A 15,242-nucleotide genomic window follows, 5' to 3' on the forward strand; every position below is an offset into this window, starting at 1 on the left:
CTGCTGAAGCCGTATTACGCGACCTTCTTGTCGAAGAACTGCTCGTCTTCGGTCGAGCCGTGCAGGGCGGTCGTCGATGCTTCCTTCTCGACCGTCTGCGTGACCGCGTCGAAGTAGCCGGTGCCCACTTCGCGCTGGTGCTTGACGGCCGTGAAGCCCTTGTCGGCGGCGGCGAATTCGGCCTGCTGCAATTCGACGAACGCGCTCATCTGCGAACGGGCGTAGCCGTGCGCGAGGTTGAACATCGAGTAGTTCAGCGCGTGGAAGCCGGCCAGCGTGATGAACTGGAACTTGTAGCCCATCGCGCCCAGTTCGCGCTGAAACTTGGCGATGGTCGCGTCGTCCAGATTCTTCTTCCAGTTGAACGACGGCGAGCAGTTGTACGACAGCATCTTGCCGGGGAATGCCTTGTGGATCGCCTCGGCGAACTTCTTCGCGTATTCGAGATCCGGCTTGCCCGTTTCGCACCAGACGAGATCGGCGTAGGGCGCGTAGGCGAGGCCGCGCGAAACTGCCTGCGCGAGACCCGGCTTCGTGCGGAAGAAGCCTTCCACCGTGCGCTCGCCGGTGAGGAACGGCTTGTCATTGTCGTCGATGTCGGACGTGACGAGATCGGCGGCTTCGGCGTCCGTGCGGGCGATGAGCAACGTCGGCACGCCGCACACGTCCGCGGCCAGCCGCGCGGCCGACAGTTTCGCCACATTCTCGCGCGTCGGCACGAGCACCTTGCCGCCCATGTGACCGCATTTCTTGACCGACGCCAGTTGGTCCTCGAAGTGCACGCCCGCGGCGCCGGCTTCGATCATCGCCTTCATGAGTTCGAACGCGTTCAGCACGCCGCCGAAACCCGCTTCCGCATCGGCGACGATCGGCGCGAAGTAATCGATATAGCCTTCATCGCCTGGATTCTTGCCTTCCGACCATTGAATCTGATCGGCGCGGGTGAGCGTGTTGTTGATGCGCTTCACGACGAGCGGCACCGAATTCGCCGGATACAGCGACTGGTCGGGATACATTTCACCCGCGACGTTGGCATCTCCCGCCACTTGCCAGCCCGACAGATAGATCGCCTTGAGGCCGGCCTTGACCTGCTGCATCGCCTGATTGCCGGTCAGCGCGCCGAGCGCGTTGACGAACGGCTGGTCGTTGATCGATGCCCACAGCCGTTCGGCGCCGCGTCGCGCGAGCGTGTGCTCCGGCTGCACCGAGCCGCGCAGACGCACGACGTCATCCGCCGAGTAGCCGCGCTTGATGCCCTTCCAGCGCGGATCGGTTTCCCATTGCTGCTGGAGTTGCTGGGCTTGTTGTTGACGTGAGGTCATGGCGAATCTCCCTGGGACCGGACTGATGTTCCTGAATCGCATGAGCGGCGCCGAATCGGCGTCTGCGTTTGCTCAACTCTTATATAAGAGTCTAGGCTAATGCGATTTCCGAAACACCTCTCTGACAGAGATTTCGGGTTTATTTTTCCTTGTTAAAAATCAACGAGATACGATCCGAATATCGTATTGCGGAACGGCGTTTTCTATCTTGCAACCGCCGGTTTTGTGCCGCGCAGCACCGCTTTTGCGACGCAAAAGAGCATTGCGCATGGTGAAATATGGCGACGGGGCGAAAAAAAACCGATGCACGAGGCATCGGTTTTTCTTTTCGCAACGGGGAAGCGGTATCAGGAACCGCTTCCCGCAAGCAGCTTAGCTGCCGCGGCGCGGGGCGCGCGGGCCGTCGTTACGGCGTGCGCTGTAGCCGTCGCGCGAGCCGTAGCCGCCTTCGCGATTGCCACCGCGATAGCCGCCGTCGCTGTTGCCGCCACGGTAGCCGCCATCGCTGTTGCCGCCGCGATAACCGCCGCCATCGCGATAACCGCCTTCGCGAGAACCTGCATTCGACTTGTTGCCATAACCGCCGGCGTTGCCCGGACCGTAACCACGGCCACTGCTGCTGCCGCCGCCATTGCCACCGAAGCGACGGCCACTGCCGTTACCGCCCGGACGGCCACGGCCGCCGCCGAAACCACCCTTCGGCGGCGCCTTGCGCGGTTCGAAGCCTGCGACGACGTTCACCGGCAGCGGCGCGCGCACGAAACGCTCGATGCGCTTCAACGCGCCCATTTCGGCGTAGTGCACGAGGCTCACCGCCGTGCCGCTGCGGCCAGCACGGCCGGTACGGCCGATACGGTGCACGTAGTCTTCCGCGAACTTCGGCAGGTCATAGTTGAAGACGTGCGTGATACCCGGAATGTCGATGCCGCGCGCGGCGACGTCGGTCGCTACCAGCACGCGCACGCGGCGCTCGCGCAGCGCGCGGATCGTCCGGTTGCGCGCGCCTTGCGGCAGATCGCCGTGCAGCGCGGCGGACTCGAAGCCCGCGTCGGCGAGACGGTTGGCGATCAGATCGGCGTCGCTCTTCGTCGCCGTGAATACGATCGCCTGATCCAGGCCTTCGCCGCGCAGCAGATGATCGAGCAAGCGGTCCTTGTGATCGCGGTCATCGACGTAATGCACGGTCTGCGCGATGTTGCTCTTCGCTTCGAGCTTCTGGACGATCTCGATGCGCTCCGGATCCTTCAGCAGCCGGCCGGTCAGCGACGTGATCTTGCTATCGATGGTCGCCGAGAAGAGCAGCGTCTGACGCGAGGCGGGCGTCGCGTCGACGATCGTCTCGATGTCTTCGATGAAGCCCATGTCGAGCATGCGATCGGCTTCGTCGAGCACGAGCATGTTGAGTTCCGACAGGTCGATGCGGCCGCGTTCCAGATGGTCGATCAGGCGGCCCGGCGTCGCGACGAGAATCTCAGGGTTCTTCGCGAGGAGCATGAGCTGCTGGCCGTACGCGACACCGCCCAGAATGCTGACGGTGCGCAGGCGGCGCAGATGCTTGCCGTACGTGGTCGCGGCGGTGGAAACCTGCATCGCGAGTTCGCGCGTCGGCGTGAGCACGAGCAGCTTCGGGCGCGCGATCGGCTGCGGACGGCGGCCACGCGCTGCGTTCGGGTCGCGCGGCGCGCGCGGCTGTTGCGCTTCCAGCTTTTGCAGTTGCGCGAATTTTTCGATGGCGGGCAGCATGAACGCGGCCGTCTTGCCCGAACCGGTCGGGCTGGAGACGAGCAGATCGCGGCCGGCGAGCGCGGCGGGAATCGCGCGCTGCTGCACGGGCGTCGGGGATTCGTAGCCCGCAGCGGTCAGCGCGGACACGATATCGGCGGAAAGGCCGAGCGATTCGAAAGTGGGGCCGGCGGGCTTGTCGGCGGGTGCGTCGGTGGCCGGGGTATCGGCCGAGGGGGTGATGCCAATGTTTGCTGCGAGATTGTCCAACGGGCTAGCGGTGAAGCTCGAAGTCATGTCGATCCTTGAAACGAGGAATAAGGCGTCGGCGCCAATCGGCATACCCAGGTCGTTGGATTCAGCGAGCGAAGAAACAGCGAGCAAATCGAAAAACGTAGGCTACTCGCGCGAACGTGCGGCGAGTATCTTTGTTAGAAGCTGTATCGGATACGGCAGGCTCGATCGTTCCGAAGCGAACGACGGGCGCTGACGTCAGCCTGATGCATGACGGGCCGAGAAACGTGCTGCGCGCAAATGCGACGCAAAGGCCTGGCAGGAAGGGGACAGTTTCTAAACTGGATTGGAGCGAAACGCTACGAAGCGCCTTGCTGCGTGGGACTTGCCGGAAGGCTCGCCACCCGCAATCGAGCGCTGACCGCTAGTATATCGGAATTTGCTGCACTGCGCCACATTTTGACGCATCGCCGCGCCATCTTCGGGCATCGGACGGCGCGGCCGGTCCGCTGGAACTGGCCGACGCCGGCCGGAACCTCAGGCCGCCTCGCCCCGCTTGAGCGATTCGACGAGTTCGACGTAGCGTGCCTTGGCGTCGTCGGCGGGCGTGCCTTGCAGCGCGGCCCACGCTTCGTATTTGTATTTGCCGGCGATATCCGTGAAGCCCGGCTTTTCGCCTTGCACGTCGCCGATGCTCGCCTGCTTGAAAAGCGCATAAAGCCGCAACAGCGTGAGATTGCCGGGACGCTCGGGCAGTTGAGTGACGTCAGACTGGGCTTGGGCGAATTGCTGATCGATGTCGGTCATGCGTTCTCCGTTGTTATCGAGATGGACCGGACGATCTTAGCAAGCGAGACGCGCGAGCCCGGTCGAGGCTTTCCTCCAACCGAGGACGCCTTCCAGGCGCCTTGCGGACGCGAATTGGATCGACCGCGTATCGCCGATCACGCGAATCCGGCGCATGTCCCGCATTACAATACCGGCTATGACACGCACCGTTTTGCTCGCCCTCGACACCTCGACGGAATTTTGCTCCGTCGCGCTCCTGCTCGCCGACAGCGCTTTCGCCGCCACTCCGAACTCCGCCGCGCCTCAATACGTGAACGGCGACACGCGCGTGTGGTTTCGCCACGAGGCGACCGGCGCCGTGTCGAGCACGCGCCTTTTGCCGGCCGTGCGCGAGCTTTTCGCCGACGCCGGGCTCGCGCTCGCCGACTGCGCGGCGATCGCATTCGGCGCGGGCCCGGGCTCGTTCACCGGCTTGCGCACGGCGACAGGCGTGGCGCAAGGCCTGGCGTTCGGTCTGAACGCGCCGGTCGTGCCGGTGAGCACGCTGCTCGCCTGCGCGGAGCACGCGCGCCTGAACGATCCGTCGATCCCGGCGCGCGTGCTAGCGGCGCTGGACGCCCGCATGGATGAAGCGTACTGGGCCGATTTCGAATTCGATGCCGCCGCCGGCGACTGGCGCACGCTGCATCCGGCCGCGCTCGATGCGCCCGGCGCGCTGCCTCTGCCCGACGTGCCGTTCGCGCTCGCGGGCAACGCCGCGTCCGCATTCGGCGATCGTCTGCCGGCGCTCGCCGCCGCCGCGCGTGTCGATCGCGAGGCGCTGCCGCACGCGTTGCCGGTCGCGCTCATCGGGTTGCGGGACTGGCGGGCTGGGCGCGCGGTCGCACCCGAACACGCCGCGCCCGAATATGTGCGCGACAAGGTCGCCCAGACGACGGCCGAACGCATGCAGGCTCGCGAGGAGGCGCTTCGGTGAGCGGCGTGCTGCTGGCCGATCGGTATCTCACACCGATGACGGAAGCGGACCTCGACGAAGTCGCCGCGGTCGAAAAGCTCGCCTACGAGTTTCCGTGGAGCCGCGGCAATTTTCAGGATTCGCTGCGCAATGGCTATTTCGGCGTGTGTCTGCGCCATGTGACCGGCACGCTGATCGGCTATTGCGTGCTGATGCCCGTCGTCGACGAGATGCATCTGCTCAATCTGTGCGTTGCACCGTCTGCGCAGCGGGCGGGGGCGGGTCTGACGCTTCTGCGCGAAGCGGTCCGCATCACGCGCGCGGAGAAGCTCGAAGGCGTGCTGCTCGAAGTGCGGCCGTCCAATCCGCGCGCGATCCAGCTCTACGAGCGTTTTGGCTTCGCGGCCATCGGACGCCGCAAGAACTATTACCCCGCGCGGCATCGCTCGCGCGAGGACGCAATCGTCATGCGTCTGTCGTTTACGGAGGAGACTGCGCATGGCGCTCGATGAAATGCTGATCGAAGAGTTGGGAATCGGGCCGGTCTGGGTACGGCGTGGGCTTGCGCCCGCGCCGCAGGTCGAGGAAGAGCGCACGCCTGAAGCGATCGCCACGATGGCGGAAGCACCCGCGCCCGTCGTCGTCGACATGCGGCCGGAGCCGAAGCCGCTCCAGTCCGCACAGCCCGAATCCGACGCGCCGCCGCTCGACGCCTACGACGATCTCCCCTGGACCGACGAAACGCCGCTCCATGTCGAGCCCGCCACCGCGGAAGCCCCGAGCGACATCCACACGCTCGGCTGGGATGCGCTCGCCGAACGCGTCGCGAACTGCGAGCGCTGCCGTTTGTGCGAGCGCCGCACGAACACGGTCTTCGGCGTCGGCGATCGCGAAGCCGACTGGATGCTGATCGGCGAAGCGCCGGGCGAGAACGAGGACAAGCAAGGCGAGCCGTTCGTCGGCCAGGCGGGCAAGCTGCTCGACAACATGCTGCGCGCGCTCACGCTGTCGCGGCAGACGAACGTCTATATCGCGAATGTCATCAAGTGCCGGCCGCCCGGCAACCGCAATCCCGAGCTCGACGAAGTCGCGCGCTGCGAGCCGTATCTGCAACGGCAGGTCGAACTCGTGAAGCCGAAGGTCATCGTCGCGATGGGACGCTTCGCCGCGCAGAGTCTGCTGAAGAACGAGGCGAGCATCGCATCGATGCGCGGACGCGTGCACGAGTATCGTGGCGTGCCGGTGGTCGTCACGTATCACCCGGCTTATCTGCTGCGCAGCCTGCAGGACAAGTCGAAGGCGTGGGCCGATCTCTGCCTCGCGCGCAATACGTATCGCGAGGCGCTCGCCGCGCTCGGCGTCGAGCAAGGAGCAGAGAAGGGCGGCGTCTGATGACGGCCCGGGCGAGCGATCTCACGCGTCTCGTCGATCGTTTCGGCGACGTCACGGTTCGCGATCTCGCCTGGCTTCTGTTCGCTCCCGATCTGCTGCGCGAAGGCGACGCCGCGCTCGCGCATCCGTTCGCGTCGACAGCGGAGCGCGACGCGACGCTCGTGTGGCTGAAGGCGCTCGATGCCGCGCCGCAGCCGCTGCACGATCACGCGCGCGATCCGAAGTTCACGCGCCTCGGCATCTACGCCGAGAGCCTCATCCGCTTTTTTCTCGCGCACGGTCCGGCGGCGCGCCTCATCGCGGCGAACGTGCCGTTGCGGCAACAGCGGCGCACCATCGGCGAATGCGATTTCCTGCTCGAATCGGCGGATGGCGCGCGGCTGCACTGGGAGCTGGCGGTGAAGTTCTACCTGCATATCGACGATAGCGACGGCGATGCGGCGCGCGCGGCGCGTCTGTCGAACTACGTCGGGCCGAATTTGCAGGATCGCTTCGATATCAAGCACGAGCGGCTTCTCACGCATCAACTGGCGCTGACGCGGCGCGCCGAGTTCGCGTTGCTCGGCTTCGACGGTCCGTGGCAGGCGCAGTTGTTCATCAAAGGCCGGCTTTTCTATCACGGGCACGGCGGCGACGAGGTCGTGCCCGCGCGCGAAATAGGGGAGCACCATCTGCGCGGATGGTGGCTGACGGCGTCGGAATGGCGCGACGCGCGCTCGAATGCGTCGGACGATGAGCGCGCGTGGGTCGTGCAGCCGCGCATGGCGTGGCTCGCGTCGCGGCGGCTCGATGCGGATTCCGCCGAAACGCTGATCGCGGAATCGGATGCGATTCGCGCGCGTCTCGAAGGCACGATCGCGCCGACGATGGTTGCCGCCTACGCGCGCGACGAAGCGGGAAATTTCGTGGAGGAATCGCGAGGCTTCATCGTGCCGGACGACTGGCCGGAGCGCGCGCGGGCGTTCGCCGCGTCGGCGGAGTGATCACCGGCTGATCACCACCAGCGGAAAAAATGATGCACCGGACCGACGCCATGACCGACGTCGAGCCGCACGCTCGCTTCGATCGCGCCGGTCAGATAGCGCTTCGCCTCGGCGGTCGCGCTCGCAAGATCGTCGGTTTGCGCAATCAGCGCCGCGATCGCCGACGACAGCGTGCAGCCCGTGCCGTGCGTGTTCTTGAGCGGCACGCGCGCGCCGCCGAGCCTCAGTGCGCCCGCCGCCTCGATCAGCCAGTCGGGACTGTCGTTCGATGCAAGGTGGCCGCCTTTCATCAGCACGGCCCGCGCGCCGAGCGCGCGCAAGGCTTCGCCCTGACGGACCATCGCGTCTTCGTCGGCGGCGCTTTCTTCGCCTAACAGCGCCGCCGCTTCCGGCAGATTCGGCGTGACGAGCGTCGCGAGCGGCAGCAATTCGTCGCGCAACGCGGCAACGGCTTCCGGCGCCAGCAGCGCGTGATTGCTCTTCGAGATCATCACGGTGTCGAGCACAACGTGTTTCGGCCGATGGCGCTTGAGCGCCTCGGCGACCGCGCGCACGATGCCCGCGTTCGCCAGCATGCCGATCTTCACGGCATCGATGCGGATGTCGTCGAACACGGCGTCGAGCTGCGCCGCGATGAACGCGGGCTCCGGCGCGTGAACGGCTGTCACGCCGCGCGTGTTTTGCGCGGTGAGCGCCGTGATGACGCTCGCGCCGTACGCGCCGAGCGCGGAGAACGCCTTCAGATCGGCCTGAATGCCCGCGCCGCCGCCCGAGTCGGAGCCGGCGATCGTGAGGACGTTCGGAATGGTTTTCGTGATTGCCATGAGCTTAGATGCGTGACTGTGCGATGGTCGCGGCAAGCGCCGAGGCCGCCGTGCGCGGATCGGCCGCCTTGCAGATCGCCGACACCACCGCGAGACCGGCCGGCTTCGCGCGCATGACGTCTGCGGCGTTATGCGCCTGAATGCCGCCGATCGCGACGGTCGGCACATGCGCGGCCGCGCAGATTTCAGCGAGACCGTCGATGCCGCAGGGCGTGGAGGCGTCGGTCTTGGTCGGCGTCGCGTACACCGGACCCGCGCCGAGATAATCGACGACGTCCGCGCGTTTCGCCGCGTCGGCGGTTTCATCGAGATTCGATACCGACAGTCCGATCAGCGCGTCCGGCCCGAGCAGTCGGCGCGCGACATCGGCGGGCAGATCGCGCTGGCCGATATGCACGCCATCCGCGCCGACAGCCAGCGCGACATCGACATGATCGTTGACGACGAACGGCACGCCGTGCGCGCGCGTGATCGGCAGCAGATCGCGCGCGAGTTCGAACCACGCGCGCTTGTGCCACTCGGGCGCGCGCAGTTGCACGATGGTCGCGCCGCCTTCGAGCGCGGCGCGCGCGACACGAACCGCCGCGTCATGACCGCCGCACTGCACGGGATCGAGCACGAGATAGAGCGAGAGATCGAACGAAGCGCGCATGTCAGCCGGCAACGATGTCGCGCTGCACGAGCGTCTTGCCGAACGCGGCTTCATCGAGCGATGCGAGCCGGTCCAGATACGCGACGGCGAAGCTGCCGGGCAGCGCGGCGTCGCGCGCGGCGAGTTCCCCCGCGATGGTCGAATAGGCGATGGCGGCGACGGTCGCGGACCAGAACGCGTCGCGATCCGGCGCCGCGCCGACGAACGCGGCCACCGTCGCGGACAACGCGCAGCCGACGCCCGTCACGCGCGTCATCAAGGGCGAGCCGTTCGACATCGCGATGACGCGGCGGCCATCGGTCACGTAATCGGTCTCGCCCGTGACCGCGACGACGGCCTGCGTCTTCAGCGCGAGCACCTGCGCGGCGTCGAGCGCGGCATCGGTGGCGGCGGTGCTGTCGACGCCGCGTCCGCTCGCTGCGCCCCCCGACAAGCTGATGATCTCCGACGCGTTGCCGCGGATCACCGCAGGCTTCGCATCGAGCAGATCGAACGCAAATTCCGTGCGAAACGCGAGCGGCCCGACCGCGACCGGATCGAGCACCCACGGCGTGCCCGCGCTGTTGGCGGCCTCGACGGCGGCGCGGATCGCGCGGCTCTGCGGCACGTCGAGCGTGCCGAGATTGACCGACAGCGCATTGGCGACGGCCGCGAATTCGCCGACTTCCTCGCGCGCGACGACCATCGCGGGCGCGGCGCCGATCGCGAGCAGCACGTTCGCGGTGAAGTTGGTGACGACGAGATTCGTGAGGCAATGCACGAGCGGCGCGCGTTCGCGCACGCGGGTGACGAAGGAAAAGAGATCGGCGGCAAGCATGATGCGAAGAGGGTCAGTGCCGCGCTTCGCCGATCAGCGCGACCGAATCGAACGCGCGCTGATTGGCCTGATGCCGTCGCATCACGAAGTACATCATGAGACACACGAACGAGCCGAATAGCACGATGACGAACTGGATCGGCACGTCGAGCCACACGAGCACGGCGTAGAGGCACAGCATGACGAGCACCGACAGGTTCTCGTTGAAATTCTGCACGGCGATGGAATGCCCGGCGGAAAGCAGAACGTGCCCGCGATGCTGGAGCAGCGCGTTCATCGGCACGACGAAGAAGCCCGACAGTCCGCCGACGATCATCAGGAACACATATGCGATCAGCAGATAGCCGGGGAAGTGCATCTTGCCGAAGTAGATGCCCCAGTGCGCGGGAAAGAGATGGCGCGTGTAGAAGGCCATCAGCATGACGGCGAGTCCCATGACGATGCCTACCGGCAGCACGCTGAGCGAGCGCTTGAGCGGCACGCGCGCGGCCGCGAGCACCGCGCCCGCCGCGACGCCGACCGCGATCACCGCCTGCAGGATCGCTGCCTGCGAGAGCGTCATGCCGAGCGACACTTCGGCCCATTTCAGCACGATGAACTGCAGCGTCGCGCCTGCGCCCCAGAAGAGCGTCGTGACGGCGAGCGAGATCTGGCCGAGCTTGTCGCGCCAGAGCACGAGAAAGCAGTCGGCGAAATCGGTGATGAGCTTGAGCGGCCGCGTCTCCTGCTTCGGATACCGCGCGCCGGTGTCGGGAATGCGCAGATTGAAGATCGCGGCGATCACGTACATCAGCATGATGACGAGCATTGCGGCTTCGGCGGGCGTGTTGATGCGCGGAATGTGAAGCGACAGCAGATGACTGGCGATATGCGGACTGATGAGCGCGCCGCCCATGACCGTGCCGAGGATGATCGAGCCGACCGTCGTGCCTTCGATCCAGCCGTTCGCGGCGACGAGCCGATCGGCTGGCAGGAGCTCGGTCAGAATGCCGTATTTCGCGGGCGAATAGGCCGCCGCGCCGAACCCGACGATGCCATACGCGAGCAACGGATGCGCGCCGAAGAGCATCGTCACGCAGCCCACGACCTTGATCGAATTGGTCACGAACATGACGTGGCCCTTGGGCCGGGAATCCGCGAAAGCGCCGACGAAAGCCGCGAGAATCACATACGACAGGACGAAGAACAGCTTGAGCAGCGGCGTCATCCAGTTCGGGGCGTGAAGGTCTTTCAGCAGTGCAATGGCAGCGATCAGTAGAGCGTTATCGGCCAGCGATGAGAAAAACTGCGCGGCCATGATGGTGTAAAAACCTTTTTTCATCTGATCCGAAGCTTTCCTCACTGCGGGTGATCCGCCCCGGGCACCGGTCGTGCACTCGGGCTTATGCCTTTCGAAATGGGTTGTGTGCACGGCTTTATAACACGAAAATAGGCGCATTCTGACTAGCAGTAATCTCGATCGCGCCAGAAATGACGCGCCTGTGTTCGTGATTCCTCATAACATACTGATTCGCAAGGCGTCCCGGTCGGCGCAGCAGGACGCGTCCCGCTCGCGTATGCTGGCCTTTTAGACCGCACTCGTTGCAATTCCACCAAACGCTCATGCCGCGCCCCCTTTCAGCAACAATTCACACCGCCGCGCTCGCCAACAACCTGGCCGTTGCACGCAAGTACGCCCCGAAATCCAAGATCTGGGCCGTCGTCAAGGCCAATGCATATGGCCACGGTCTCGCCCGGGCGTTCCCCGGTTTGCGCGCAACGGACGGCTTTGGCCTTCTCGACCTCGAAGAAGCTGCGAAGTTGCGTGAATTGGGGTGGGCCGGGCCAATTCTTTTGCTCGAGGGCTTTTTCCGGCCGACCGACATCGACGTGATCGACCGCTATAGCCTCACCACGGCCGTGCACTGCGACGAGCAGTTGCGGATGCTGGAAATGGCGCGGCTGTCGAAACCGGTCAACATTCAGTTGAAGATGAACAGCGGCATGAACCGGCTCGGCTATACGCCCGAGAAGTTCCGCGCCGCGTGGGAGCGCGCGCGCGCCGTGCAGGGCGTCGGCCAGATCACGCTCATGACCCATTTTTCCGATGCCGATGGCCCGCGCGGCGTCGCGCATCAACTGGAAGCGTTCGAACGCGGCGCGGAAGGCATCGCGGGCGCGCGCAGTCTCGCGAACTCGGCGGCGCTCTTGTGGCACCCGGGCGCGCACTTCGACTGGGTGCGGCCCGGCATCATGCTGTACGGCGCATCGCCGTCGGGCGTGACCGCGGATATCGCCGATACCGGCCTCAAGCCCGCGATGACGCTCCAGTCCGAGCTGATCGCCGTGCAGACGGTCGACGCGGGGAGCAGCATCGGTTATGGCTCGACGTATACAGCGGGAACGCCGATGCGCATCGGCGTGGTCGCGTGCGGCTACGCGGACGGCTATCCGCGCGTGGCGCCCGAAGGCACGCCCGTGATCGTCGACGGCGCGAGAACGCGGCTCGTCGGCCGCGTGTCGATGGACATGCTGACCGTCGATCTGACGCCGTGCCCGAACGCCGGCATCGGTTCGCGCGTGGAACTGTGGGGCGCGAATCTACCGATCGACGATGTCGCGAGCTCGGCCGGCACGATCGGCTACGAACTCATGTGCGCGATCGCGCAACGCGTGCCGGTGCGCGCGGAATAACAACACGAAATCAACAACAAGAAATCAGGCAAGGCTTCGAGTGGCAAAAGTAGCGAAGGCAAAAACGCTGTATGTGTGCAGCGAATGCGGCGGGGAATCGCCGAAGTGGACCGGCCAGTGCGCCGCATGCAACGCGTGGAACACGCTGACCGAATCGGTGGCGCAGACGGCGTCGAACCATCGCTTCCAGGCGCTCGCGAAGAGTTCGCCGGTGCGCAAGCTCGCGGAAATCGAGGCGTCGGACGTGCCGCGCTTCACGACGGGCGTCGGCGAATTCGATCGCGTGCTGGGCGGCGGGCTCGTGCCGGGCGGCGTCGTGCTGATCGGCGGCGATCCGGGCATCGGCAAATCGACATTGCTACTGCAATCGCTCGCCGAAATCGCGCGCGAGCGGCCGGCGCTCTACGTGAGCGGTGAGGAATCCGGCGCGCAGATCGCGCTGCGCGCGCAGCGGCTCGGACTGATCGGCGGCGCGAGCGCCGCGGGCGATCTCGCGCTGCTTGCGGAAATTCAGCTCGAAAAGATCCAGGCGACCATCGATGAGCAACGGCCTGAAGTCGCCGTCATCGACTCGATTCAGACGATCTACTCGGAAGCGCTGACGTCCGCGCCCGGCTCCGTCGCGCAAGTGCGCGAGTGCGCGGCGCAACTCACGCGCATCGCCAAGCAGACGGGCACGTCGATCATCATGGTCGGCCACGTGACGAAAGAGGGCAGCCTCGCGGGACCGCGCGTGCTGGAGCACATCGTCGATACCGTGCTGTATTTCGAAGGCGACACGCACTCGTCGTTCAGGCTCGTGCGCGCGTTCAAGAATCGCTTCGGCGCCGTCAACGAGCTCGGCGTCTTCGCCATGACGGAAAAGGGCTTGCGCGGCGTCGCCAATCCGTCGGCGCTATTTTTGTCGCAGCACGAGCAGAGCGTCGCGGGTTCGTGCGTGCTCGTGACGCAGGAAGGTTCGCGGCCGCTGCTCGTCGAAGTGCAGGCGCTCGTCGATACCGCGCACGTGCCCAATCCGCGCCGGCTCGCGGTCGGGCTGGAACAAAACCGGCTGGCGCTGTTGCTGGCGGTGCTGCATCGGCACGCGGGAATTGCGTGTTTCGATCAGGACGTGTTCCTGAACGCGGTCGGCGGCGTGAAGATCACCGAGCCCGCCGCCGATCTCGCCGTGCTGCTCGCGATCCACTCGTCGATGCGCAACAAGCCGCTGCCGAAGGGTCTCATTACGTTCGGCGAGGTGGGCTTGGCGGGTGAAATCCGGCCGTCTCCGCGCGGGCAGGATCGCCTGAAGGAAGCGGCGAAGCTAGGCTTTTCCGTCGCGCTGATTCCGAAGGCGAACGCGCCCAAGCAGGCCATCGACGGTCTGAAGGTGATCGCCGTGGACCGCATCGAGGAAGCGATCGACCGCGTTCGCGACCTCGAATGATTTCGCGATCAGACCCTTCGTAACGGCGTGTAAAAATCTCATTGCGCAATGTAACCCAACGGGCGCGCGGTTTTCCTATCCTTACAGGGCTACGGACCCGGCCAACTTCGCCAAGGGCATTTCAACACGCGAAGTGACCGGAAGGATCGAGAGGACCACGCATTGAAACACGCTAATTCAGCCCGGCCGAAGCCCGCTTTCCACCTGCGCGGATGCCGCGTCTCAGCGCCGCTTCAGCAGCCTTGGGGCAGCGGCTGCCGGATCGTCGAATGGATCGACGAGCAAGGCCAGATCTCGCGTCGCGTCGTCGCGGCCGATGTCACCGAGGATCAAGTCGTCGCGACCATTCGCGAGCATGTGACGGGCCGCAAGCATGTGCTCGTCGACGACGAACGTCAGCCGCGTCAGGTCTTGCCGCGGCGTTAGGCGCTTCTGAAAAGCGGGTGTGCCGCCGCTTCGGCAGGCGTCAGCACGGGCGCGACGCAGCAATCGAGCGGCTCCAGCAACGTCATCCATTCGTCGCGCGTGCGTTCGCGGAAAATCGCGGCAAGCTGCGCGGACAAGTCTGCCGCGTCCGCACCGCCGATCGCCTGTCCGAGGCTCCAGTGCCGCGTCGCCCAATCGGGACGGCCGAGCGCTTCGCACAAGGTCTGCCAGAACTTCAGCTCCAGCGCGCCGACCGCGACGAAACGGTCATCGCGCGTGCGATACACGTCATAGCAGGGCGCGCCGCCGTTCAGCAGGCCAGCGCCCGCGCGCGTCGTGGCTTCGTCGGCATTGGCGAGCGCGATATGCGCCATCACGTTGTGCGCGTGCGCCGCGTGCGTCATCGACACATTCAGGCAACGTCCTTCGCCGCCGCGCGCGACGTGCCACGCCGCCGCCAGTATTTCCATGACCGCCGAAAGCGCGCCGCCGAGCAGATCCGCCAACTGGAAATTCGGCGCGATGGGGGTGCCGTCGCGCGCCGTGAGCTGATCCAGCACGCCCGCATACGCGATGTAGTTCAGATCGTGTCCGGCCTTCTGCGCGAACGGTCCCTCGCTGCCGAAACCGGTGATCGCGCAATAGACGAGCTTCGGATTTGCCTCGCGCAGCACGTCGTAGCCGACGCCCAGCCGCGCCATCACCGAAGGTCGAAAGCTCTCGACGAGCACGTCTGCATCGCGCGCGAGCTCGATCAATTTCGCGCGGCCTTCGTCCGTTTTGAGATCGAGCGTGAGCTGCCGCTTTCCGCGATTGACGATGCGATAAAACGCGCTCGGCGTGCCGCTTTGCCGATCGGCTTCGCTTTGCAGCATCGTGCGGGTGTAGTCGCCTTCGCCCGGCGGCTCGATCTTGAGCACATCGGCGCCGAGTTCCGCGAGCCGTAGCGTGGCGATGGGGCCGGGTAGAAGCCGCGTCAGATCCAGCACGCGCAGGCCGGTTAGGGAAGGCGTCGTCAAGTTGTCGA

Annotated in this window: 15 protein-coding genes; 7 read left to right on the plus strand and 8 right to left on the minus strand. The window is 65.7% G+C overall.

The genetic code is table 11. The annotated features are described in order from the left end of the window. Nucleotides 1–14: 14 nt before the first annotated feature. The 3 genes from aceA to NCR93_RS05825 form a co-directional block, all read right to left on the minus strand. Nucleotides 15–1,322, minus strand: a complete 1,308-nt coding sequence (gene aceA / locus NCR93_RS05815) for an isocitrate lyase (protein ID WP_250532185.1) — start codon at nt 1,320–1,322, stop codon at nt 15–17. A gap of 372 nt (nt 1,323–1,694) precedes the next feature. After that, nucleotides 1,695–3,341 carry a DEAD/DEAH box helicase gene (locus NCR93_RS05820; RefSeq protein ID WP_175979970.1) on the minus strand — a complete coding sequence of 549 codons (1,647 nt, stop codon included), beginning with the start codon at nt 3,339–3,341 and terminating at the stop codon, nt 1,695–1,697. Nucleotides 3,342–3,815: 474 nt separating this feature from the next. Further along, complete coding sequence (locus NCR93_RS05825) at nt 3,816–4,085, minus strand: acyl-CoA-binding protein (RefSeq protein WP_008350142.1); 270 nt, start codon at nt 4,083–4,085, stop codon at nt 3,816–3,818. A 178-nt stretch (nt 4,086–4,263) separates the two neighbouring features. On the opposite strand from NCR93_RS05825, the gene tsaB reads away from it, so the two are divergent. From tsaB to NCR93_RS05845, 4 genes are read left to right on the plus strand one after another with little or no spacing between them, the layout of a single operon-like run. Further along, nucleotides 4,264–5,043 (plus strand): tRNA (adenosine(37)-N6)-threonylcarbamoyltransferase complex dimerization subunit type 1 TsaB, encoded by a 780-nt coding sequence (tsaB, locus tag NCR93_RS05830; protein ID WP_008350140.1) that lies wholly within the window; start codon nt 4,264–4,266, stop codon nt 5,041–5,043. Continuing rightward, nucleotides 5,040–5,534, plus strand: a complete 495-nt coding sequence (gene rimI, locus NCR93_RS05835) for a ribosomal protein S18-alanine N-acetyltransferase (RefSeq protein WP_008350138.1) — start codon at nt 5,040–5,042, stop codon at nt 5,532–5,534. Before tsaB ends, rimI begins: the two co-directional genes overlap by 4 nt. Beyond that, the gene (locus tag NCR93_RS05840; protein ID WP_034472013.1) at nt 5,521–6,414 is read left to right on the plus strand and encodes a uracil-DNA glycosylase; all 894 of its coding nucleotides are present in this window, start codon (nt 5,521–5,523) and stop codon (nt 6,412–6,414) included. Before rimI ends, NCR93_RS05840 begins: the two co-directional genes overlap by 14 nt. Then, the gene (locus NCR93_RS05845; RefSeq protein ID WP_175979971.1) at nt 6,414–7,397 is read left to right on the plus strand and encodes a DUF1853 family protein; all 984 of its coding nucleotides are present in this window, start codon (nt 6,414–6,416) and stop codon (nt 7,395–7,397) included. The genes NCR93_RS05840 and NCR93_RS05845 overlap by 1 nt, the downstream gene beginning before the upstream one ends. Before the next feature lie 11 nt (nt 7,398–7,408). Here the strand turns inward: NCR93_RS05845 and thiD are convergent, their stop codons facing one another. From thiD to lplT, 4 genes are read right to left on the minus strand one after another with little or no spacing between them, the layout of a single operon-like run. Beyond that, nucleotides 7,409–8,215 carry a bifunctional hydroxymethylpyrimidine kinase/phosphomethylpyrimidine kinase gene (gene thiD / locus NCR93_RS05850; RefSeq protein WP_279613020.1) on the minus strand — a complete coding sequence of 269 codons (807 nt, stop codon included), beginning with the start codon at nt 8,213–8,215 and terminating at the stop codon, nt 7,409–7,411. A gap of 10 nt (nt 8,216–8,225) precedes the next feature. Then, nucleotides 8,226–8,873: a thiamine phosphate synthase gene (thiE, locus tag NCR93_RS05855; protein WP_175979973.1), complete on the minus strand. Its 648-nt coding sequence runs from the start codon at nt 8,871–8,873 to the stop codon at nt 8,226–8,228. 1 nt (nt 8,874) lies between these two features. Further along, nucleotides 8,875–9,690 (minus strand): hydroxyethylthiazole kinase, encoded by an 816-nt coding sequence (gene thiM / locus NCR93_RS05860; RefSeq protein WP_034472006.1) that lies wholly within the window; start codon nt 9,688–9,690, stop codon nt 8,875–8,877. Between the two features lie 13 nt (nt 9,691–9,703). Continuing rightward, nucleotides 9,704–11,011: a lysophospholipid transporter LplT gene (lplT, locus tag NCR93_RS05865; RefSeq protein WP_008350127.1), complete on the minus strand. Its 1,308-nt coding sequence runs from the start codon at nt 11,009–11,011 to the stop codon at nt 9,704–9,706. Between the two features lie 281 nt (nt 11,012–11,292). Here lplT and alr point away from each other — a divergent pair, with 281 nt between their 5' ends. The 3 genes from alr to NCR93_RS05880 all read left to right on the plus strand — a co-directional run bounded on the left by alr (nt 11,293) and on the right by NCR93_RS05880 (nt 14,215). Next, nucleotides 11,293–12,363 (plus strand): alanine racemase, encoded by a 1,071-nt coding sequence (alr, locus tag NCR93_RS05870; RefSeq protein WP_034472003.1) that lies wholly within the window; start codon nt 11,293–11,295, stop codon nt 12,361–12,363. 40 nt (nt 12,364–12,403) lie between these two features. Next, nucleotides 12,404–13,789 carry a DNA repair protein RadA gene (radA, locus tag NCR93_RS05875; protein WP_175979974.1) on the plus strand — a complete coding sequence of 462 codons (1,386 nt, stop codon included), beginning with the start codon at nt 12,404–12,406 and terminating at the stop codon, nt 13,787–13,789. 162 nt (nt 13,790–13,951) lie between these two features. Continuing rightward, complete coding sequence (locus NCR93_RS05880) at nt 13,952–14,215, plus strand: DUF2866 domain-containing protein (RefSeq protein WP_008350121.1); 264 nt, start codon at nt 13,952–13,954, stop codon at nt 14,213–14,215. Here NCR93_RS05880 and NCR93_RS05885 read toward each other — a convergent pair. Beyond that, complete coding sequence (locus NCR93_RS05885; protein WP_008350119.1) at nt 14,212–15,234, minus strand: CaiB/BaiF CoA transferase family protein; 1,023 nt, start codon at nt 15,232–15,234, stop codon at nt 14,212–14,214. The genes NCR93_RS05880 and NCR93_RS05885 overlap by 4 nt on opposite strands. Nucleotides 15,235–15,242: the final 8 nt, after the last annotated feature.

It is taken from the genome of Caballeronia sp. ATUFL_F1_KS39 (assembly GCF_023630985.1).
Lineage (GTDB): Bacteria > Pseudomonadota > Gammaproteobacteria > Burkholderiales > Burkholderiaceae > Caballeronia > Caballeronia zhejiangensis.